We start from the raw sequence: 21,200 nt of genomic DNA, 5'->3' as shown, positions 1-21,200 counted from the left end.
TCAACAGCCAAGACCATCAAGACCCGCTCAGACGGCTAACAACCGCGCGCGCGGCGCCACCGAACGCTGATACCGCGCCGGGGTGGTGCCGGTCCACCGCTTGAAGGCGGCGATGAAGCTGGTCGCCTCGGCATAGCCGAGGCGCAGCGCGACGTCCTCGACCGTGAGCGCGCCGGTGGCCAGCAGTTCTTCGGCCAGCACCCGGTGGACTTCTTCGGCCAGTTCCCGGAAGGTGGTGTTCTCCTCGGCCAGCCGGCGGCGCAGCGTCCGCTCGCTCATCGCCAGATGCCGGGCGACGCTGGCGATCGTGTGCGGCTTGCCCTCGACCGACGCGAGCCGTTCCCGGACCCGCAATGCGACGCCGGTGCGTTGTCGACGGCGTTCCAGCAGGGCGTTGCATTGCTGCTCGCAGATGGCCACGCTCATCTCGCTGGCCTGCGGCAACCGGTTCTCCAGCAGTGCGGCCGGCCAGCTCACCATGTTGGCCGGCGTGTCATAGCGCGGTGTCATGCCGAATTTCCTGCGCACCTCGCCATCACCCGATGCCGGTGCGGCACTTGCGAATTCGATGGCCGTGAACGGGACCGGGCGGCCCAGCAACTCGGTCATCACCTGAGCGATCGCGGCCAGGTCACGCCGGACCAGGAAGTCCGCGACCGGGCCGTCGAGGTCTGGCAGATCCAGCCGCAATGTCGCAAGCTGGTCCGTGACGCCGACGGTCGGCAGACAGAACCCGTAACTGAGTTCGTAGTAGCGGAAGGCGAACCGGACCGCGTCGCCCAGCGTCAGGCTGGTCAGGCAGGCGAAGCCGAAGATGCCGAACGATCCGACGTGGTAACCGCTGCCCACCCGCACGCCGAGATCGGCGGCGTCACCGAGCCGGTTGACCAGGTTCGTGGCGACCGCCAGCTCCTGGCGGCCGGCGATCATCCGGTTGTGGTCGTGCAGGTCGGCTTCCGCCAAACCGGATCCCTCGAGCACGTCCGTCGCGACAAGTCCCTGCGCGCAACCGAATTCGGTCATCAGCGCGACGCTGGCAATGTTCCGCGGGAAATCCCAGTGCGAGACCTGGTTGCCGGCGAACACCTGCACGTCTCCCACGGTAGCGTGGGCGACCCTCGCGGCAATCGAACCGGTCAGGCCGCCACGTCGTCGTCGACCACGTCGGCCGCTGCCCGCTTGGTGCGACGCCAGCCACGCACGGTGGCGATCGCCGTCTTCAGGCCACGCCGACGGCCGGTCGCCGGATCGGTGCCCGCGAAATCCGGTGCCAGCTCGGCGAACATCCGCTCGCTGCGTGTTTCGGGAGCGTTGTCGGCGTCGTCGCGCAGGTACTTGTCCGGCAACGACAGCTTCGCCAGCGTGCGCCAGGTCCGTCCGTACTGCACCAGGAAAGAACCTGTGGTGTAAGGCAAGTCGTACTTCTCGCAGATTTCGCGCACCCGCAGCGAGATGTCGTGCAAGCGGTTGCTGGGCAGGTCCGGGTACAGATGGTGCTCGATCTGGTGGCACAAATTGCCGCTCATGAACCGCAACAACCAGCCGCCCTCGAAGTTGGCGCTGCCCAGCATCTGCCGTAGGTACCACTGGCCCTTGGTCTCCCCGACCATGTCGGTCTTGGTGAATTTCTCTGCGCCGTCGGGGAAATGACCGCAGAAGATGACGGCGTTGGCCCAGACGTTGCGGATCACGTTGGCCAGCGCGTTGGCCTTCAGGGTGGACTTGTACGTCGCCCCCGGCGACAACGACGTCAGCGCCGGGAAGGCCACGTAGTCCTTGACCACCTGTCGTCCCGCCTTGGCGAGGAACTCGTCGATGCGTTGCCGGGCCTCGGCGTGGTCCATCCGCTTCTTGACGATCTTGCCGATTTCCACGTGCTGCAGGCCGACGCCCCATTCGAACAGCAACGCCAGCAACGTATTCCAGACGAGATTGAATACGTTGAAGCGCTTCCAACGCTGGTCCCGGGTCACGCGCAGCAGGCCGTAGCCCACGTCGTCGTCGATGCCCAGGATGTTGGTGTACTTGTGGTGCACGAAGTTGTGGGTGTAGCGCCAGTGTTTCGACGACCCGCTCATGTCCCACTCCCAGGTGGAGGAGTGGATCTCGGGGTCGTTCATCCAGTCCCACTGGCCGTGCATGACGTTGTGGCCGATCTCCATGTTCTCGACGATCTTGGCCACGCCGAGGGTCAGGGTTCCGGACCACCACGCCCAACGCCGTGAGCCGGCGGTCAGCAACAGCCGGCCGGCCACTTCGAGCGCACGCTGTCCGGCGATGGTGCGGCGGATGTAGCGGGCATCGCGGGCCCCGCGCGAGTCTTCGATGTCTTGGCGGATCGCGTCCAGTTCGACGCCCAGGTTTTCGATGTCGGCGTCGGTGAGGTGCGCGAACACGTCGACGTCGGTGATCGCCATCGTCTTCTCCCTGCGTCGTTTCGTTTCGTGCTGGCGGACCCGGACCTACGTTATCGTAAGCTACGTAACCGTAGGTTACCTGCCGGTAACTCTAGATGTCGACCACGCAGTTGCCGGAAGCGGCCGACACACAGGTCTGCACTCGCGACCCCGGGTCGTGCTCGCGTCCGGTGCGCAGGTCACGGACGTGCCCGTCGACCAGTTCCACCACGCATGATTGGCATATACCCATTCGGCAGCCGAACGGCATCTGCACGCCCGCGTTTTCTCCGGCGTCCATCACCGACGTCGCGGCATCGGCGGCGACGCTCTTACCGCTGCGAGCGAACGTCACCGTCCCGCCCGCACCCGCCGGGGCGGCTTTGGACACCGCGAACCGCTCCAAGTGCAGCCGATCCCCGACCGCCGCCGCCGACCAGACCTTCTCGGCCTGGTTGAGCATGCTTTCCGGTCCACATGCCCAGGTATGGCGTTCCCGCCAGTCCGGTACTTCATCGTCGAGGCGGGACAGGTCCAGTCGGCCCCGCACGCGCGTCTCGCGCACCGACAGTCGATAGCCGGCATGCTCGTCGGCCAGCGCAGCGAGCTCGGCGCCGAACATCACGCCGGATCGGTTGGGTGCTGAGTGCAGGTGCGCGATGTCACCAATCTGGTTGCGGCGAACCAACGTTCGCAGCATCGACATCACCGGCGTGATCCCCGATCCCGCGGTGAGGAACAGGATCGACGACGGCGCCGGGTCCGGAAGCACGAATTCGCCCTGCGGCGCGGCCAGCCGCACGATGGTGCCCGGCTCGACACCGGCCACCAGGTGGGTGGACAGGAAGCCCTCCGGCATGGCCTTGACGGTGATGGTGATGGTTCGCCGGGGACTCGAGCCGGTAGCGGCGGGAGTCGACGTGAGCGAATACGAGCGCCAGCGCCAGCGACCGTCGACCAACAGGCCGATGCCGATGTACTGGCCGGGCTGGTAGTCGAAGCTGAAGCCCCAGCCCGGCTGGATCACCAGCGTGGCGGAGTCCTCGGTCTCCCGGTGTACCGCCAGGACGCGGCCACGCAGCTCGCGGGCCGACCACAGCGGATTGGCCAGATGCAGATAGTCGTCGGGCAGCAGCGGGGTGGTGATCCGCGCGGCGAGGTTGCGCAGCGCGTGCCAGCCGGGATGCTTGTCGGCTCCGGCGACCGTGGGAGGACTGGTGTTGACCACCCGGGCGGACAGCGCCGCATGTTTGGTGCTCATGAAAAGGTCCTGCGGTCCCGGGTCACCCAACCTACGGTACCGTAAGTTACGGTTCCGTAGCCAGCGAGGCGTCACAGGAACTCGAGCAGGAACGGCAGTTCCTGGTTGGCGTACCAGGCCAGATCGTGATCCTGGGCGTCGCCGACGGTCAGTTCGGCATCCTCGTCACCCAGGTCCGCAGCGTCGATGACCTCGATCGCCGCCGCCACCGCCCGCTCGGCGGCCGCGTTGTCCACGTACGCCGCGATCACCCGGTCCAGCTGCACCGGGCCGGCGATTCGGACCACGGCGTCGTCCAGATCGGGCCGGTAGGCCGCCCCGTCGCCGTCCAGGTCGACCTCGACGGCCAGCACCACCCGGCGCCGCGGCAGCGAACCCGCGTCTTCGTCGGCCAGCAACCGCAACGACGCCAACGCCGCCTCGCTCAGCGCCACCTCGGCGAGCTCGTCGTCGTCGCCCTCGGCGTAGGACTCCCGCAGGGCCGGCGTGACCGCGAACGCGGTTCCGTTGACCGGGCGCCACGAACCCTCGGCGACGAGTTGCTGCAGCATGGCCAGGGTCGCCGGGATGTAGACCTGGGTCATGGCATCAGCGTCGCGACGTGATCGGTGACGTACTTCTGCAGTTCACGGGCCGGGCGCTGGTAGTTGCCGGTGATGACCGGGCGGGCGGGCAACTTGACCTTCGGGATCTCCACCTCCGTGTAGTCGACGGTGGAGAGCAAGTGGGCCATCATGTTCAACCGCGCGTGCTTCTTGATGTCGGATTCCACGACGTACCAGGGGCTGACCGGGGTGTCTGTGTGCACCATCATCTCGTCCTTGGCGCGCGAGTAATCCTCCCACCGGTACACCGACTCCAGATCCATCGGACTCAACTTCCATTGCCGCACAGGATCATTGAGCCGCGCCTTGAAACGGCGCAACTGCTCGGCGTCGGACACCGAGAACCAGTATTTGCGCAGCAGGATCCCGTCGTCGATCAGCATCTGCTCGAAGAGCGGGGTCTGACGCAAGAACAGCGCATATTCCTGGGGCGTGCAGAATCCCATCACCTTCTCGATGCCGGCGCGGTTGTACCAGGACCGGTCGAACAGCACGATCTCGCCCTTGGTCGGCAGATGGGCGATGTAGCGCTGGTAGTACCACTGTCCACGTTCGCGGCCGGTCGGCACCGGCAACGCCGCGACATGGGCGATGCGGGGACTGAGGTACTCGGTGATCCGCTTGATGGCACCGCCCTTGCCTGCCGCGTCGCGACCCTCGAAGATCACCACCAGCCGCGCACCGGTATGCCGCACCCATTCCTGCAGTTTCACGAATTCTGTTTGCAGCCTGAACAATTCGGCTTCGTAGAGGCCGTTGGGGATCTTGCGTACATCGGGCGCGGTCGACTTCTTCTTCTTCGCCTTCGCCGGCGCGCCGGCCTTGCTCGGGGTGCTCACCCAACGGATGTTACTAGCGCGAAGCTCCCAGCAACTCGTCCAGCGATTGCTGCAACAGCCCCGGCAGCAGGTCCACGTCGCTCATCGCGTCGCGGTCGGCATTGATCCCGAAATAGAGCGTGCCGTTGTAGGACGTGACGCTGATGGCCAACGCCTGGTTGTGCAGCAACGGCGGCACGGCGTAGGTCTCGAGCAACTTGGTGCCGGCGACGTACATCTGCGATTGCGCGCCGGGGGCATTGGTGATCAGCAGGTTGAACGGCTGGCGGGACAGCGTCGGGAAGCTGGTCGCCACCCGGATGCCCATCGCGTGCAGTGTCGGCGGCGCGAAACCGGACAACGTGACGATGGTTCTGGCGTCCACCAGGCTGGACGCCGTCGGATTCGACTCGGTGGCATGGGCGATCTGGGACAACCGGACCACCGCATTGCCCTCCCCGACCGGCAGGTCCACCAGGAACGGCGTCACCTCGCTCATCGCCTGACCCGGTCCGGAGGGATCGAGCTGGTCGTCGGGGTAGACCGATAGCGGTGCCATCGCGCGCACCACCGCCGTCTGGGGCACGGCCTCGCCGCGCGACAGCAGCCAGTTGCTCAGCGCGCCGGCGATCACCGCCAGCACCACGTCGTTGATGTCGCAGTCATACCGCGCCCGCACACTGCGGTAGTCGTCGAGTTTGCCGCGCGCGACGGTGAACCGCCTGTTGCGGGACACGGTGGCGTTGAGCGGACTGCTGGGTGCGGTGCCCCGCGCCACGGTGCGTGCGACGTCGACGACGCGGCGGGCGGCATCGACGACCTGAGCCGAGTTGGTCATCAGTCCCGCGACCGCGGACCCGACGGCCTGCAACTGGGCGCCGGGCCCGACGATCCAGTCGCCGATCGCCCCGAGCACCAGCCGGGTGGTGCCCGGGTCGCGTTCGGGGATCCAGATGTCCTCGGGGAACGGCGGCGCCCGCCGGCTGCGATCGGCGATGACGTGATTGATCTCCAGCGCACTCATGCCGTTGATCAAGGCCTGATGTGACTTGGTGTAGAGCGCGATCCGGTTCTTGGCCAACCCTTCGACCAGGTACATCTCCCACAGTGGCCGCGACTTGTCCAACGGCCGGGCGGCCAGCCGCGCGATCAGTTCGTGTAGTTGTTCGTCACTGCCCGGCGACGGTAGCGCCGAGCGCCGGACATGATAGGTGATGTCGAAGTCGCGGTCGTCGATCCACACCGGGCGGGCTATGCCGGCCTTGACTTCGCGAACCTTCTGGCGGTAGCGCGGAATCTGCGGCAACCGTTGTTCGACGGTGGCCAGCAACTTCTCGTAACTGAGCCCGGACCGAGGCCGGCGCAATATCGCCAGCGAGCCGACGTACATCGGGGTGGCGGTGTTCTCCCGCCGATAGAAGGACGCGTCGGCTGGGGACAACCTGGTCACCATACGGCCACCTCCCCCTGCTCGAGTCGACGTGCATTTCGCAAATCGGACACACCTCTCGGCCACGGTATCGACCGACGGGCGTGCGCGACTGTCCGGGTGCGCGCCGCCGGTGTTGTGGATGAGGGCCGACGACTGAATACCCAAGACACCGATTGTCTGACACTCTCTGCTCGTCTGCCGTTCGAGTTGGAGTGTGCCCGTTGCCCACTGTCGCCGTCACGCCGGTAATCGAGTACGAACCCCCGACGCGCAATCTCCCGCGGCGCGGATCATCATCGCACGCCTCAATGCGCCCCGCCCGTCCCCGCCCGCACAACCAACCGGACGCCACGCCGCTGTCCCCGCAGATGCGTCAGGCGGCCATGTTCGCCGACGCTGCGTTGCGTCGCGTGCTGGAAGTCATCGACCGCCGGCGCCCCGCCGTCCAGCTGGGCACGGTGTTGGCACCGGAGCTCGTCGACTCCGTCCTGGCAGTGAGCGGAGGGATCGCCGGGCAGTCCGGTGCGGCGGTACTGCGCAGAATGCGGCTGCAGCCGAGCGCTTCACGCGACACCAGCGCCGAGGTGTTCGGCACTTACAGCCGGGGCAACCGGGTGCACGCGATCGCCTGCCGGGTGGAACAGCTGCCCACGCCGGGCCGCTGGCTGGTGGTCGCGCTGCACATCGGCTGAACCTATTGCGGGACAACAGTTTCGGTGTGAGCGGGGCGCGGGATCAGCATCGGCACGCGGCGCCGGTAGTCACGGTACTGCTCCCCCAGCGCGGCCACCAGGTCACGCTCTTCCAGTTGCAGCGCCACCAGGATGTAGGCGGTGGTGCCGATCGCGAAGACCAGGTGCCCGGCCGTCATCGTCGGCGTCGCCCAGAAGGCGACCAGGAATCCGAGCATAATCGGGTGTCGCACCAGCCGGTAAAGCAGGTGGGTGCGGAAACCCAGTTCGGTGTAAGGCTTTCCGCGCCAGGCCAGATACACCTGCCGCAACCCGAACAGGTCGAAATGGTTGATCATGAAGGTCGAGGCCAACACCAGTGCCCATCCCAGCCAGAACAACGCCCACAGCAGCAACCGCACGGCCGGTGAGCGCACGTCCCACACCAGCGCCGGCAGGGTGCGCCACTGCCAGAACAACAGCACCAGGGCCGCACTAGCCAGCAACACGTACGTGCTGCGTTCGATCGACGGCGGCACCCAGCGCGTCCACCACCGTTTGAATGCCGGCCGCGCCATCACGCTGTGCTGGACGCCGAAGACGCCCAGCAGCGCCACATTTATTGCCAGCGCCTGTCCCGGGGACGCGGCGATTCCGTGATCGACGTTGCGCGGCACCAGGATTGCGCCCACGAAGACGACCGCGTAACCGAAAGCGCCCAGAAAGATCAGATAACTGAGCGTGCCGTAACCAATTGTCAAGTATCGCTTCATAACCCGAGTGTGTGCCGGATGGGGGCCGCGGCGCATGAGGCGGTTGCCCCATCATTACGAGTTCACCAATCCGTGCCGCAGCGCATACATGCTTGCGCCGATGCGGTTGGACACACCGATCTTGGCGTAGGTGCGCTCGACGTGGTTGCGGGCTGTCTTCTCACTGATCACCAGTTCCGCCGCGATCTCCTTGTTGGAGGATCCGCGCGCGACCAGGCACAGCACTTCGACCTCGCGTGGGGTGAGGCCGTCCGGACGCAACTGCGGCCGTTGCGCGCGATGCCCCGCGGCGTGTAACACCGCTTCGACGGCGACTGGGTCGAGCTCACCGGTCTGCACCCGTCCGTGCAGCCGCCGGGCCGCCGCGTCCGGCGGCATCTCCTTGCGGTACGGCCTTGGCTCGCAAGCGGATTGGTAGCTGACGGCGGTGGCGAGGATACGGTCGGGCGGGCCCAGCGCGCTGCCGGGCAGACCCCGGGGGTACCCCGAGCCGTCCAGGCATTCGTGGTGGTTGCCGGCGACCTCGGCAAGCTGCCGCAGCCCGGGCACCTGGTTGAGGATCCGCACGGTGAAGTACGGATGCAGCCGGACTCGCTCGAACTCGGCCGAGGTCAGGGAACCCGGGCGCGACCAGAGCTGATTCGAGACCCCGATGCGGCCCACGTCGTGGACGTGACCGGCGCGGCGGGTCAGCGTCACCGCGTCGTCGTCGAGACCGGCGGCGACGGCGGCGTCCCCGGCCAGCCGCGCCACCGCCCGCGAATGCCCCAGTGTGAACGGACATTTGAGGTCGACGAAGTCACCCAGTGCGACCAGCAACGTGTCCAACGTCTGGTCATCGAGCCGGTGATGACGGTCCGGCGCCGCCCGCAACGCCGTCTCCCACACGTCCCCGGTGGGCGGACCGTCCAGGATCTCCTCGGCGTGTTGCAGGAACATGTCGGCGACCTGCGGATCGAACTGGCCACCGCGACGTGCCCGCACCATCGCCACCGCACCCTGGACGCCGTAGGTGCGATGGTGCACCTCGGCCATCTCCGCGACCTGGGCGACGCGCATCTGGATCGGGATTCCGTCGCCGCGGGCGCCGGTCGGCAGGCCGCCGCCGTCGTAGCGTTCGAACGCGCACGCCAAGGCCGTCTGCACGTCGGCACCCAGACCGAGCCGGTCGGCCAGCAGCGCCGCGGATGCGCAGTGCGAGTGGATCATTCGCGATATCTGACCGCGGGCATTGACCAGCAGTGTCGCCATCATGCTGACCCGCTGCAGCAGCGGCTGGCCGCGGCCGATGTTGCCGATCAGGAAACGCATATAGGGCAGGCCGGACCAGTCGACCAGGTAGGAGTCATGGCGCACACCGATGTCGTCGCCGAACCACTGCGCGTACTCGTGGGAGTCGGCGTGACAGCCGATCCACATGATCAGCGTGGTGTAGTACGCGCTGTCGCGTTGTTGCGCTGGCAGGCCCAGTCTGTCGGCGAGGCGGGTGGCGATCAGGGCGGCCCGCAGCATGTGTTCGGCGGGCTGACCCAGGCCGAGGTCGATCGCCACCGACAAAGCCGCGAGCAACTCGGCGCGGGTCGGCAGCGAAGACGGGTCGGTGGCGGGCACCATGCTCCTATTGTGGGCTCCTATTGTGGGCGCGTCAGTCGATCAAGACAGTGCGCCGCACGGCGTGGTGGCGGTCGGCGTCGAAGCGTTCGAAGTGCCCGGAGCCGACGACGAACAGGCCCCGCTGCGGCGGCCGGAAACCCGCCAGGCGCGCCTGAGTTGGCAACGGGCCCACCGGGCCGAGGTCGGTGCCCTGCAGGACGGCGTGGGATCGCGACACCGCCCACAGCTGTCGCGGGGCGATCATGAATCGTTGCCCGTTGGGCGCGGTGCCGGCCAGCCGCACCTGTCCGGCGCCCAGCGCCAGACCGGCCGCCCGGCTCAACGCGCCCAATGCCGGCCGGTTCGTCCAGGTGCCGCCCGGCAGCCGGGAGCCGACGGCGCTCATCAGCCGCGTCGACAGCGTGGAGCGGATGTCGAGTTGCCACTCCAGCAGTCCGGGGATGCGGACGTGCAGCGACCAGGGGCTGAGCCATTCGACGGTGATGTCGCACTGGACCGCGTCCTGCGGGGTCGCCGAGCTGAAGTAGCGCGCGCAGCTCTGCGCACCGCACGTCGTCGCGTAGAAGGTCCAGATGCCGGCGGGGTCGCGGTGCCAGACCGACTTGTATGCCGGGGCGAACGTCGCTTTGGGGAAGTGCCGCAGCGCCAGGTAGTGGCCGCTGGCGAATGGCAGGCCCATCACTCCGAAGCCGACGAATCGCTCGTCGTCTCCGTCGGGCAGGGTCGGGTTTTGCAGGACGGCCGTGGCGGCATCGAAAGGTGTGTGCGTCATGGGTAGCAGGGTGCGCGCGTGGGCCGTCGCGGCACATGAGGCGACTGCCTCAACTTGCTCGGGCGCTGGTGGACGCGCCGAGCGTCACGCCAGCGTGGCGCCGAGCGCCGAGCGTCACGCTAGCGTGACCGCAACGACGACGGGCGAGCGCCTCGCGAATGCGCGGCCTGCCGACACTCGACGCCCAGTGCGCGGCTGGCTGCACACTCGCCGGCAGCGGAGCGCGCCGAGCGTCACGCTAGCGTGGCGCCGAGCGCCGAGCGTCACGCTAGCGTGACCGCAACGACGACGGGCGAGCGCCTCGCCAACGCGCGGCCAGCCGCACACCCGGCGGCGGCAGGCGCAGCCGCTAGCGCTTCTTGACCGACTTCGGCGGCTTGGCGCCACGCCCCTGCTGCCGCGCCGCGGCACGCCGCTCCCGGCGAGTGCCTCCCGCCGCCGCACCGGCCGACGTCTTGGCCGCCGCGCCACCGTTGCGCTGCACCTGCGCCGAACCGTCCTCCGAGGGTCCGGTGTAGGTCAGCGCGGGAGCCTCGTTGTCAATTCCCTTGGCCCGCAACGTACTGACCGGCTCCTTGAGGGCCGGCTGGGGCGCCGGAGTATCGGGCTTGTCGTCGGCATCCAGCTCCGCCAAACCTTCGGGCGTCTCGACCGGGGCGAGTTCGACCTGCGGGGCCGGGACCGCCTCCACGCTGACGTTGAACAGGAAGCCGACCGACTCCTCCTTCATGCCGTCAAGCATGGCCATGAACATGTCGTAGCCCTCGCGCTGATACTCGACCAGCGGGTCGCGCTGGGCCATCGCCCGCAGCCCGATGCCCTCTTTGAGGTAGTCCATCTCGTAGAGGTGCTCGCGCCACTTACGGTCGATCACGTTGAGCAGCACGTTGCGCTCCAACTGGCGCATCGCGCCCTCGCCGGCAATGCCTTCCAGTTCGGCTTCTCTTGCGGCGTAAGACTTTTCAGCGTCCTCGAGTAGCGCCTCGAGCAGTTCCTCGCGGGTCAGGTCGTCGCACTCGGAGTCCTCGTCGTGGTGGGTGAGCGACTCGTGGCTGATGCCCACCGGGTACAGCGTCTTCAGCGCGGTCCACAGCGCGTCCAGGTCCCAGTCCTCGGCGTAGCCCTCGCTGGTCGCACCGTCGACGTAGGCGGTGATGACGTCGGTCAGCATCTCCTTGGCCTGCTCGGCCAGGTTCTCGCCCTCCAGGATCCGGCGGCGCTCGGCGTAGATGACCTTGCGCTGCTGGTTCATCACCTCGTCGTACTTCAGGACGTTCTTGCGCATCTCGAAGTTCTGCTGCTCGACCTGGGTCTGGGCGCTCTTGATCGCCCGGGTGACCATCTTGGCTTCGATCGGCACGTCGTCGGGCAGGTTCAGCCGGTTGAGCATCGACTCCAGCGCGGCCCCGTTGAACCGCCGCATCAACTCGTCGCCCAGCGACAGGTAGAACCGCGACTCCCCCGGGTCACCCTGCCGTCCGGAGCGACCCCGCAACTGGTTGTCGATACGCCGCGACTCGTGCCGTTCGGTGCCCAGCACGTACAGCCCGCCGGCCTCGACGACTTCCTCGGCCTCCGCCGCGGCCTCGTCCTTGACCTTGGGCAGCTCCTCGTGCCAGGCCGCCTCGTACTCGTCGGCCGTCTCCACCGGATCCAGGCCGCGCTCCCGCAGCCGCTTGTCGGTGAGGAAGTCGACGTTGCCGCCGAGCACGATGTCGGTACCACGGCCGGCCATGTTGGTGGCCACGGTGATGCCGCCACGACGGCCGGCCTCGGCGATGATGCCGGCCTCCTGCTCGTGGTACTTGGCGTTGAGCACGTTGTGCGGGATCCGGCGCTTGGTGAACTGCCGGGACAGGTATTCCGAGCGCTCCACGCTGGTGGTGCCGATCAGGACCGGCTGGCCCTTCTCGTAGCGTTCGGAGACGTCGTCGACCACCGCGATGTACTTGGCCTCTTCGGTCTTGTAGATCAGGTCGCCCTGGTCGGTGCGGATCATCGGCCTGTTGGTGGGGATCGACACCACGCCCAGCTTGTAGATCTCGTGCAGCTCGGCCGCCTCGGTCTGGGCGGTGCCGGTCATCCCGGCGAGCTTGTCGTAGAGCCGGAAGTAGTTCTGCAGGGTGATGGTGGCCAGCGTCTGGTTCTCGGCCTTGATCTCGACGTGCTCCTTAGCCTCGATGGCCTGGTGCATGCCCTCGTTGTAGCGGCGGCCGAGCAGCACCCGGCCGGTGAACTCGTCGACGATCAGCACCTCGCCGTCGCGGACAATGTAGTCCTTGTCGCGGTTGAACAGCTCCTTGGCCTTCAGCGCGTTGTTGAGGTAGCTGACCAGCGGCGAGTTGGCGGCCTCGTACAGATTGTCGATGCCGAGCTGGTCCTCGACGAACTCCACACCCTTCTCGTGCACCCCGACGGTGCGTTTGCGCAGGTCGACCTCGTAGTGGACGTCCTTTTCCATCAACGGCGCGATCCGGGCGAACTCGGTGTACCAGTTGGACGCGCCGTCGGCCGGACCGGAAATGATCAGCGGGGTGCGGGCCTCGTCGATCAGGATGGAGTCGACCTCGTCGACGATGGCGAAGTTGTGGCCGCGCTGCACCAGATCGTCCAGCGAATGCGCCATGTTGTCGCGCAGATAGTCGAAGCCGAACTCGTTGTTGGTGCCGTAGGTGATGTCGGCGCCGTAGGCGACCCGCCGCTCCTCCGGCGTCATCTGCGCGAGAATCACCCCGACCTCCAGGCCCAGGAAGCGGTGCACCCGGCCCATCCACTCGCTGTCACGTTTGGCCAGGTAGTCGTTGACGGTGACGACGTGCACGCCCTTGCCGGCGAGCGCGTTGAGATAGGCCGGCAACACACAGGTCAGCGTCTTGCCTTCACCGGTCTTCATCTCGGCGACGTTGCCCAGGTGCAGGGCGGCCGCGCCCATGACCTGCACGTCGAACGGACGTTGGTCGAGCACCCGCCAGGCGGCCTCGCGGGCCACGGCGAACGCTTCGGGCAGCAGGTCCTCGAGGTCTTCGCCCTCTTTCAGGCGCTTCTTGAACTCGTCGGTCTTGGCCTTGAGCTCGGCATCGCTGAGTTTCTCGACGTCGTCGGACAACGTGTTGACATAGTCGGCCACCTTCTGGAGGCGCTTGACCATGCGACCTTCACCGAGGCGCAGCAATCTCGACAGCACAGTGTTGTCCCCTTTGGGGTGTTCCCCTGTAGATAGGAGTCTTCTTCTTTACGAGCGATCCCCATCGTAGGTGAAGCCCCGCTGCCGGACCCCGGTCCTCAAGCCAAGCGGATCAACCCGTAGTCGTAGCCGCGCCGGCGGTACACCACGGACGCCTGGTCGGTCTCCTTGTCCAGAAACAGGAAGAAGTCGTGCCCGACCAGCTCCATCTCGTAGAGCGCGTCGTCGACCGACATCGGTTTGGCCGGGTGGTCTTTGGTACGCACCACTCGTCCGGGTGCGTGGTCGTGCTGTTCCGGCTCGACACCGTCGTGATCGTGGGCCTCGGTCGGCGTGGCGCTGAACGCGTTCTCCGGCGGTACCACCGCGGTGGCCTCGGCCAGCGACACCGGGGTTTTGTCGCCGTAGTGCACCTTGCGGCGGTCCTTGCCCCTGCGCAGCCGGCTCTCGAGTTTGACGACGGCCGATTCCAGCGCGGCGTAGAAACTGTCGGCGCAGGCCTCGCCGCGGACCACCGGACCGCGACCGCGGGCGGTGATCTCGACGCGTTGACAGGCCTTGCGCTGACGGCGATTGCGTTCGTGGTCGAGTTCGACGTCGAAAAGGTAAATGGTCTTGTCGAACCGCTCGCAACGGGCGAGCTTCTGTGAGACGTAGACCCGGAAGTGGTCGGGGATCTCGACGTTGCGGCCCTTGAACACGATATCCGCGCCGGCCGTCGGTTCGGTCTGGTCTTCGGTTCCTGCAGAGTCCACCGTGTCTAGCACTTGCTGGGAATCAACGGAAAGCCTTGACATTGTTGACAACTCGTTTCTCTTTTCACGTCACACGCACCATGCGTGCCCGGCAATGGCAATACGCGCCGACGGGGTAAGAACGGGTCTGTGGAAGCCACCGTCGCAGGCTGCCCGCCGGAGCAAGAGATCGAATACTCACCTCCTACCGCGGGTACCGCGGAACTCGGGCAATATCGCGACGTAAGTCGTCGAATCTGCTTCCGACGTTAGCCCGTGTTCGCCTCACCGTGCCACTCAATTCGCAAACCTGTTGCGAGTTCTTTGAATTCACCGCTCGCCGCTACCGCTCACGCTGCCGCCAGCGTCAGCACCCCCGCCACCACGACGCCCGCGGCCTGCAGCACGCGGACCGACTCGGCGGCCGTTGCGCCGGTGGTGACGACGTCGTCGACGACCAGCACCTCACCGCGCGGCACCGGGGCGCGCAACAGCACCCGCCCGGCCACGTTGCGTTCGCGCGCCGAGGTGCCCAGGCCCACCGAGTCGCGCACCAACGCCCGCATCCGCAGTGCCGCGACGACGTGGATGTCGGGATTGCCGGCGACGGCGGCCCTGGCCACCCGCGCGACGGGATCGCCGCCGCGCCGCCGCGCCGCCGACCACCGGGTCGGGGCGGGCACCAGCGTCAACGGCGTGCCGACCATCCCCCAGACCAGCAGCCGGTGCACCCCGACGGCCAGTGCGTACGCCAACGGCGCGACGAGGTCGCCCCGGCCCCGCTCCTTGAGCGCGAGGATCGCCTGCCGCCGCGCGCCGGCGTAGCGGCCCAGCGAGAAGACCGGCACGTCGGGATCCACCCGCGGACTGACCAGCTGCGGTTCCCCGGCGGCCACCGACAGCTCGCGGGCGCACGCCGCACACCAGCGCGTCCCGGGCGCTGCGCAGCCGCCGCACACCAGCGGCAACACGAGGTCGAGCATTACCCCAGTCTGGCCACCGGGACTGACATGTCCCGACCGGAGACCGAGCTGTAATCAAACCCTGACCGAAAGCGCACGCGCGCTTACCTATTCGCCGTTGCGGCGCGCCCTACGATCCGTGCGACGACAGACTCGAATGTTGGGAGAGCACGATGCGGGCGGCAATACGGTCACTGGTCGTGATCCTCGGGATCACCGCGACGGTGTGCACCGGGCAGGCCGGCGTGACGCTGACGGCGGTGCACGAGCAGGCCCACTTCGACATCGCCTCGGTGCTACCGGCGCGCGGGGCGGTGGTAGGGGTCGCGCATCCCCTGGTGGTGACGTTCGGCGGTCCCGTCACCGACCGGCAGGCGACCGAGCGTGCCATCGAGGTGAAGTCGGTGCCGGCGATGTCCGGCAGGTTCGAGTGGCTCGACAGCAACGTCGTGCAATGGGTTCCGGACCGCTACTGGCCGGCCCACAGCACCGTGATGCTGTCGGTGGGCGGCCTGCGCACCGAGTTCCAGACCGGCCCGAAGGTCGTCGGCGTGGCCGACATCACCAATCACACGTTCACCGTGCGCATCGACGACGCAGCGGCGGGCCCGCGGCCGGCGCCGCACCACCGGCCGCACTTCGGTGAGGAAGGGGTGCTGCCGGCGTCGATGGGCCGGCCGGAGTTCGCGACCCCGGTGGGCACCTACAGCGTGCTCGCCAAAGAACGCTCGGTGATCATGGATTCGAGTTCGGTGGGCATCCCCGTCGACGACCCGGACGGCTACCAGCTCAAGGTGGACTACGCGGTGCGCATCACCAACCGGGGCCTGTTCGTGCACTCGGCTCCGTGGGCGGTTCCGGCGATGGGCCTGGAGAACGTCAGCCACGGTTGCATCAGCCTGAGTCCCGCCGACGCGGAGTGGTATTTCGACACGGTCAATGTCGGTGACCCGGTGATCGTGGAGCAGGGGGTGAGCAGAGCGGGAGACAAGGAAGCCGACAAGGTGCGTCAGCTGCCGCCCTCGTAGCCCGCGTTAGCGCGCCAGGCCGGGGATGGCCGCACAACCGGCGGCCGCCATGGTCGAACCGGTCAGCGTGGCGGGGATGGGCGCAGCCGGAGGTTCCGCTGACAGCACCGGGCCGGGCAGCACCACGGGCGCGGCGGCCTGCGCCGGCGGCGGACTCATCGGCGCACCCTTGCCCGTGCCGGCCGCTTTGGTCACCGGAGCGGCGGGCACCCCGTCGGCGGGCAGCGCGCCCGCCCCGGCGACCGGCACGATCGGCGCGGCGGGCACCACCGGTGCCACCGGCACCGGCGGTAGGACCGGGGGCGCGGCGGGCACTACCGGCACCACCGGGACCGCCCCGGCCACCGGTCCGGGCAGGGCCATCGGCGCGATCGGCGCCGCGGGGACCACTCCCGTCAGCTGGTCGACGCACCCGGCACCGCCGGTCCGCAACGGCGTGGCCGATCCGTCCGGGCTCAGCGCCAAGGCGGCTCCGCACAGGCCGGCGCTGACCGCAACCGCAACGCTGAATCGCTCCAAGCTCCGCAACGCCTATTTCTCCTTGCTCGTGCCCGATGGTCCCCGAACCGTATCGACCGCTCAGACCTGGGCAAACATCAGTTGCCGAACCGATACGCAGCTCGCGCCGTGCCGTGACCTCGAGTTGGCTGAACGGTGACTTCGATCAGTCCGAACCCCACCACAGCGACGGCCAGCTGAAGCTCAGCGCGCCCTGGCTCAGCCGGGTGATCAGCTCCTCCAGCGCCCGCAGCGGCAGCTCCATGCGCCATTCCGGCAGTAGTCCGGACACCCGCAGACCCTCCGGCGACAGCTCGACGCCGGTGATCATCAGGCCGAGCGGCAGTTCCGGCAACGGCACCCGGTAGGACGGGGTCCGCACCGGCAGCTTCCACCTGCGGTGTCCGGCGACGACGGCACGGGGGCGCAGCCACAGCGTGTTCCCGGTGACGTCGGCGTCGACCTCCAGACCGCCCAGCGCCGGTTGCCGCGCCCAGCGCAGTCGCGCGGTCCCGTGCTCACCCAACTCGCTGCGCAACTGCGGCGCCGCTTGGCGCAACACGTCGTCGAAGACCTCTTCGGACAGCTCGGAGGACAGGTTCGCCGGAGCCGCCACCACCATCGGCGGGACCCCGGGCCGGATGTGCACGTTGTGCAGCACGGCAACGGCGCTCTGCAGCCGGTTGTCGTCCCATTTGATGTCGCGGGCGGCCACCCGGACCTCGCCCAGCTGACCGACGGGGAGACCCTGCGGGTCCAGATCGGACTCCAGCTCGGTCACGGTGAGCACCACGTCGTGCTCACCGATGCGCACCGTCAGTTCCTTGCCGACGAGTAGCTGCTGCAGCGTGGCGAACAACGTCTTGTAGGGCACGGCGGCAGCCTGCGCGCCCACTGCCGGCAACCCGGTGGACGACCACAGCGACGCCAGCGCCTCCAGGGCGCGGAACGGGTCATCCCAACGCAGGAACGGAACCTTCGGCATCTACCGTGATTACCCCGGTAACACCGGGGCCGCTCCCCCGATCATCAGGCCGGCCACCTCCGACCAGCCCTGCTGGGATTCGGCGGCCGACGCCGAGTACATCAGCACGCCCTGCGGGCCGCCCACATACACCGTGGACGGGTTCGCGGCGATCGCGAACAACGGGATCTGCAGGCCGCGGGACGGGGCGTCGGAGTTCACCCCGTCGAGATTGACATAGGACACCGGATGGGTGGCGTCGTTGCGGGTGACGACGACGTCGTCGCCGGTTCGCCAGTACAACGACACCACCGAGGTGCCCAGACCGAAGCCCAGCCGGCGCGGATAGGTCAGGGCGAACTGGCCGGCCTGGGTCTGCTCGACACCGGCCAGGATCACCTGGCCGCCGATCACCATGGCCGCGCGGGTGCCGTCGCGGGACAGCTGCAGGTCGGTGATCGGACCCGGGAAGCGGCTGGACACCGCGGTGGAGTCCACCGGGATGCGCGCCGGCTGACCCGACGCCGGTTCCTGGATCGCGCGCAGCACGTTGTTGGTGTCGACCACCACCCACACCGCGTCGTCCAGTGACCAGCTGGGCCGCGACAGGTTGTGCCCGTCGGCGGACTGCACCGCCTCGCCCCCGAGATCCCCGATCCACAGCGACGCGGCCATGTCCGGGGCGCCGCGGCGCAACGTCACCACCGACGCCACCTGCCGCCCGCTGCGCGACAACGCCGCCCCGGTCTGGTCGCCCATCCGCCCGAACGCGCCGGGCACCGTGGTGACCTGCTGTCCGTCCAGGGCGACCAACGACCCGTTGACCAGGGCGTGCAGACCCGCGCCCGCGCCGTCGGCCACACCCGGGTCGGTGGCCGCGACGTCGGAGGTGTTCCAGCCCTGCGCGAACCTGTCGTCGAGCGGGGCGCCGTCGGCGTTGATCACGTACGGGCCGCGGATATCGGCGCGGGCCAGCGTCCAGATGATCTGCGCGGCAAGCAATGCCCTGCTGTGCGGGTCGGTGGTGGTCAGCTTCTCCAGGTCGATGCGCGCGCCGCCGTAACCCTTGCCGATGCCGTTCTTGCCGCCGTCGGCGCGGGTCACCGGACCGCGCAACCGCAGCGGCGGCGCCAACAGGTTGCGTACCGTGTGCGCCATCTCCGGGCGGGGACCGGCCAGCAGCTTGGACACCAGCTCGGTGGCCAGCTGGTCGTGGTCGGAGACCGCCACGTAGCGCGGATCGGGCACCACCGTCTTGCCGGTGGGGTCGGCGAAGTACAGCGTGTTGCGTTTGTAGGTGGCCTGGAACTGCTGCCAGTCCAGGAAGACGCCGTTGGGCAGCTTGTCGATGCGCCACCCTCCCGGGGTCTTGACCAGTTCGATCGGGCCCGGGTCCGGCAGCTGCCCCTCGGCGGTCTCGAAGACCCCGACGTCGGACAGCGAACCCAGGATGTCGGCCCGCATGGTCGCCGAAACCCGTTCGGCGCCACGGGTTTCCACGAACACGACGTGGTCGATCAGCAGCGCGCTACCGGCGTCGTCCCAGCCGTTGGAGGCCGACTGGGTGAGGAACTGGCGCGCCGCCAGATGCCGGTTGGCCGGGTCGGCGGTGGCCTTGAGGAACTCGCGCAGCAACACGTCGGGATCCATGCCCGGGGTGGGTTTGGGCAAATTCGACGGCGCCGGGCGGTCGACGGTGCCGATGGCCTGCGGCGCCGAGGAGCTGGGCACGCTCGCGCATCCGGCCAGCACCACAGCGGTCATCAGCAGGGCCAGGATCGTACGCATCACACGCTCCACTCCGCGGGCTCGCGGTGGCGGGTGATCGGTTGCGGGCCCGTCGGGGTCAACGGTTGGGGGCTCGGCTGCCCGGAGGTGGGCGGGATCGGTTTCATCGGCAGCGGACTGGTGGTCACCTTGTGCCCGCGCACCAACGGCAGGGTCAGCCGGAAGCAGGCGCCCTCGCCGGGCTCTCCCCAGGCCTCGAGCCGGCCCTGGTGCAGCCGCGCGTCCTCGATGCTGATCGCCAGTCCCAGCCCGGTGCCGCCGGAGCGGCGCACCCGCGACGGGTCCGAGCGCCAGAACCGGCTGAACACCAGCTTCTCTTCGCCGGGGCGCAGCCCGACGCCGTAGTCGCGGACGGTGACCGCGACGGTGTCTTCGTCGGCGGCCATCCGGATCCGCACCGGCTTGTGCTCGGCGTGGTCGATCGCGTTGGCGATCAGGTTGCGCAGGATGCGTTCCACCCGGCGCGCGTCCACCTCGGCGATCACCTCCTCGGTCGGCATGTCCACCAGCAACTCGATGCCCGCGTCCTCGGCCAGGTGCCCGACATTGCCCAACGCGCTGTTCACGGTGGTGCGCAGATCGACCGACTCGACGGACAACTCGGCCACCCCGGCGTCGTGGCGGGAGATCTCCAGCAGGTCGTTGAGCAGACTCTCGAACCGGTCGAGCTCGTTGACCATCAACTCGGTGGAGCGCCGCAGCGTCGGGTCCAGGTCGTCGGCGTGGTCGTAGATCAGGTCGGCGGCCATGCGCACGGTGGTCAGCGGGGTGCGCAGTTCGTGGCTGACGTCCGAGGTGAACCGGCGTTGCAGGTTGCCGAACTCCTCGAGCTGGGTGATCTGGCGGGACAGGCTCTCGGCCATGTCGTTGAACGACACCGCCAGCCGGGCCATGTCGTCCTCACCGCGCACCGGCATCCGCTCGGACAGATGCCCTTCGGCGAACCGCTCGGCGATCCGCGACGCCGAGCGCACCGGGTTCACCACCTGACGAGAGACCAGCAGTGCGATGCCGGCCAGCAGCACCAGCAGCACCACGCCGCCGGTCGCCATCGTGCTGCGCACCAGCGAGATGGTGGCCTGCTCGTTGGCCAGCGGGAAGATCAGGTACAGCTCCAGATTGGCCACCCGCGACGACGTCGGCGTCCCGACGATCAGCGCTGGTCCGGAAAAGCCGTCGGTCTGCACGGTGGCGTACTGGTAGGCGGCCTGACCGGCCTTGACGAAGCCGCGCAACGCGTTCGGCACCTGGTCGACGGGCCCGGCGGTGGACGCGGCCCGCGGGCCGTCGCCGGGCACCATCAGCACCGCGTCGAAAGCGCCGGCCAGCCCGGCGCCGGAGGCCGGATCGGTTTTCGATGTCAGCGTGTTGCGGGCCAGCTGCAGGCTGCTGTCCAGGGAGCGGGTTTCCTCGCCGTTGACGATCCCGGTGACGGTGTTGCGGGCCCGCTCGATCTGGTCGATCGCGGCCTTGACCTTGATGTCGAGCACACGGTTGGTGACCTGGCTGGTGAGCACGAAGCCCAAGGCCAGGATCACCGCCAGCGAAAGACCGATGGTCAAGGCGACCACGCGCAGCTGCAGCGATCGACGCCAAACGACGGCGACGGCGCGACTCAACGCGCTCATACCGCGGGGCAGGGGTCCCGAACGCCCCCAACGGCCTCTACTACGTCGCGGGGAGCGCCAGATCACCTATGC

The 21,200-nt window shown here is 68.2% G+C and carries 18 protein-coding genes; 2 read left to right on the top strand and 16 right to left on the bottom strand.

Going from position 1 to position 21,200, the window contains the following annotated elements:
- Positions 1 to 27 precede the first annotated feature (27 nt).
- From AC5Y47_RS03000 to AC5Y47_RS02975, 6 genes are all read right to left on the bottom strand, one after another.
- On the bottom strand, positions 28 to 1,092 hold the full coding sequence (locus tag AC5Y47_RS03000) for an AraC family transcriptional regulator (protein ID WP_499941802.1): 1,065 nt from the start codon (positions 1,090 to 1,092) through the stop codon (positions 28 to 30).
- A 44-nt stretch (positions 1,093 to 1,136) separates the two neighbouring features.
- Complete coding sequence (locus AC5Y47_RS02995) at positions 1,137 to 2,417, bottom strand: fatty acid desaturase family protein (RefSeq protein WP_499941800.1); 1,281 nt, start codon at positions 2,415 to 2,417, stop codon at positions 1,137 to 1,139.
- 91 nt (positions 2,418 to 2,508) lie between these two features.
- On the bottom strand, positions 2,509 to 3,657 hold the full coding sequence (locus tag AC5Y47_RS02990; RefSeq protein WP_499941798.1) for a ferredoxin reductase: 1,149 nt from the start codon (positions 3,655 to 3,657) through the stop codon (positions 2,509 to 2,511).
- Positions 3,658 to 3,728: 71 nt separating this feature from the next.
- A complete protein-coding gene (locus AC5Y47_RS02985) occupies positions 3,729 to 4,241 on the bottom strand; it encodes a DUF6912 family protein (RefSeq protein ID WP_499941797.1) in 513 nt (170 codons plus the stop codon).
- Complete coding sequence (gene ppk2 / locus AC5Y47_RS02980) at positions 4,238 to 5,101, bottom strand: polyphosphate kinase 2 (RefSeq protein ID WP_499941795.1); 864 nt, start codon at positions 5,099 to 5,101, stop codon at positions 4,238 to 4,240. The genes AC5Y47_RS02985 and ppk2 overlap by 4 nt, the downstream gene beginning before the upstream one ends.
- 13 nt (positions 5,102 to 5,114) lie before the next feature.
- Positions 5,115 to 6,533, bottom strand: coding sequence for a WS/DGAT/MGAT family O-acyltransferase (locus tag AC5Y47_RS02975; protein ID WP_499941793.1), 1,419 nt, complete (start codon positions 6,531 to 6,533; stop codon positions 5,115 to 5,117).
- Between the two features lie 191 nt (positions 6,534 to 6,724).
- On the opposite strand from AC5Y47_RS02975, the gene AC5Y47_RS02970 reads away from it, so the two are divergent.
- The gene (locus AC5Y47_RS02970; protein ID WP_499941791.1) at positions 6,725 to 7,204 is read left to right on the top strand and encodes an Rv3235 family protein; all 480 of its coding nucleotides are present in this window, start codon (positions 6,725 to 6,727) and stop codon (positions 7,202 to 7,204) included.
- Between the two features lie 2 nt (positions 7,205 to 7,206).
- On the opposite strand, the gene mddA is transcribed toward AC5Y47_RS02970, so the two are convergent.
- The 6 genes from mddA to AC5Y47_RS02940 all read right to left on the bottom strand — a co-directional run bounded on the left by mddA (position 7,207) and on the right by AC5Y47_RS02940 (position 15,243).
- Positions 7,207 to 7,956, bottom strand: a complete 750-nt coding sequence (gene mddA, locus AC5Y47_RS02965) for a methanethiol S-methyltransferase (protein ID WP_499941789.1) — start codon at positions 7,954 to 7,956, stop codon at positions 7,207 to 7,209.
- 54 nt (positions 7,957 to 8,010) lie between these two features.
- Positions 8,011 to 9,570 (bottom strand): HD domain-containing phosphohydrolase, encoded by a 1,560-nt coding sequence (locus AC5Y47_RS02960; RefSeq protein ID WP_499941788.1) that lies wholly within the window; start codon positions 9,568 to 9,570, stop codon positions 8,011 to 8,013.
- Between the two features lie 31 nt (positions 9,571 to 9,601).
- The gene (locus AC5Y47_RS02955) at positions 9,602 to 10,342 is read right to left on the bottom strand and encodes a hypothetical protein (RefSeq protein WP_499941786.1); all 741 of its coding nucleotides are present in this window, start codon (positions 10,340 to 10,342) and stop codon (positions 9,602 to 9,604) included.
- 349 nt (positions 10,343 to 10,691) lie between these two features.
- On the bottom strand, positions 10,692 to 13,526 hold the full coding sequence (gene secA, locus AC5Y47_RS02950) for a preprotein translocase subunit SecA (RefSeq protein ID WP_499941784.1): 2,835 nt from the start codon (positions 13,524 to 13,526) through the stop codon (positions 10,692 to 10,694).
- A gap of 98 nt (positions 13,527 to 13,624) precedes the next feature.
- Positions 13,625 to 14,323 carry a ribosome hibernation-promoting factor, HPF/YfiA family gene (hpf, locus tag AC5Y47_RS02945; protein ID WP_499941783.1) on the bottom strand — a complete coding sequence of 233 codons (699 nt, stop codon included), beginning with the start codon at positions 14,321 to 14,323 and terminating at the stop codon, positions 13,625 to 13,627.
- A gap of 287 nt (positions 14,324 to 14,610) precedes the next feature.
- Entirely contained in the window at positions 14,611 to 15,243 is a 633-nt protein-coding gene (locus tag AC5Y47_RS02940; RefSeq protein WP_499941781.1) for a ComF family protein, read from the bottom strand.
- A gap of 152 nt (positions 15,244 to 15,395) precedes the next feature.
- On the opposite strand from AC5Y47_RS02940, the gene AC5Y47_RS02935 reads away from it, so the two are divergent.
- Positions 15,396 to 16,250: a L,D-transpeptidase gene (locus tag AC5Y47_RS02935; protein ID WP_499941779.1), complete on the top strand. Its 855-nt coding sequence runs from the start codon at positions 15,396 to 15,398 to the stop codon at positions 16,248 to 16,250.
- Positions 16,251 to 16,256: 6 nt separating this feature from the next.
- Here the strand turns inward: AC5Y47_RS02935 and AC5Y47_RS02930 are convergent, their stop codons facing one another.
- From AC5Y47_RS02930 to mtrB, 4 genes are all read right to left on the bottom strand, one after another.
- Entirely contained in the window at positions 16,257 to 16,778 is a 522-nt protein-coding gene (locus tag AC5Y47_RS02930) for a hypothetical protein (protein ID WP_499941777.1), read from the bottom strand.
- A gap of 136 nt (positions 16,779 to 16,914) precedes the next feature.
- On the bottom strand, positions 16,915 to 17,733 hold the full coding sequence (locus tag AC5Y47_RS02925; RefSeq protein ID WP_499941775.1) for an LmeA family phospholipid-binding protein: 819 nt from the start codon (positions 17,731 to 17,733) through the stop codon (positions 16,915 to 16,917).
- 9 nt (positions 17,734 to 17,742) lie between these two features.
- Entirely contained in the window at positions 17,743 to 19,500 is a 1,758-nt protein-coding gene (lpqB, locus tag AC5Y47_RS02920; protein ID WP_499941773.1) for an MtrAB system accessory lipoprotein LpqB, read from the bottom strand.
- Entirely contained in the window at positions 19,500 to 21,194 is a 1,695-nt protein-coding gene (gene mtrB / locus AC5Y47_RS02915) for an MtrAB system histidine kinase MtrB (RefSeq protein WP_499941771.1), read from the bottom strand. The genes lpqB and mtrB overlap by 1 nt, the downstream gene beginning before the upstream one ends.
- Positions 21,195 to 21,200: the final 6 nt, after the last annotated feature.

The organism is Mycobacterium sp. NGS22 (assembly GCF_059813095.1).
The sequence above is the reverse complement of the archived record's forward strand: the minus strand, read 5'-3'. Positions and strand labels throughout refer to the sequence as shown.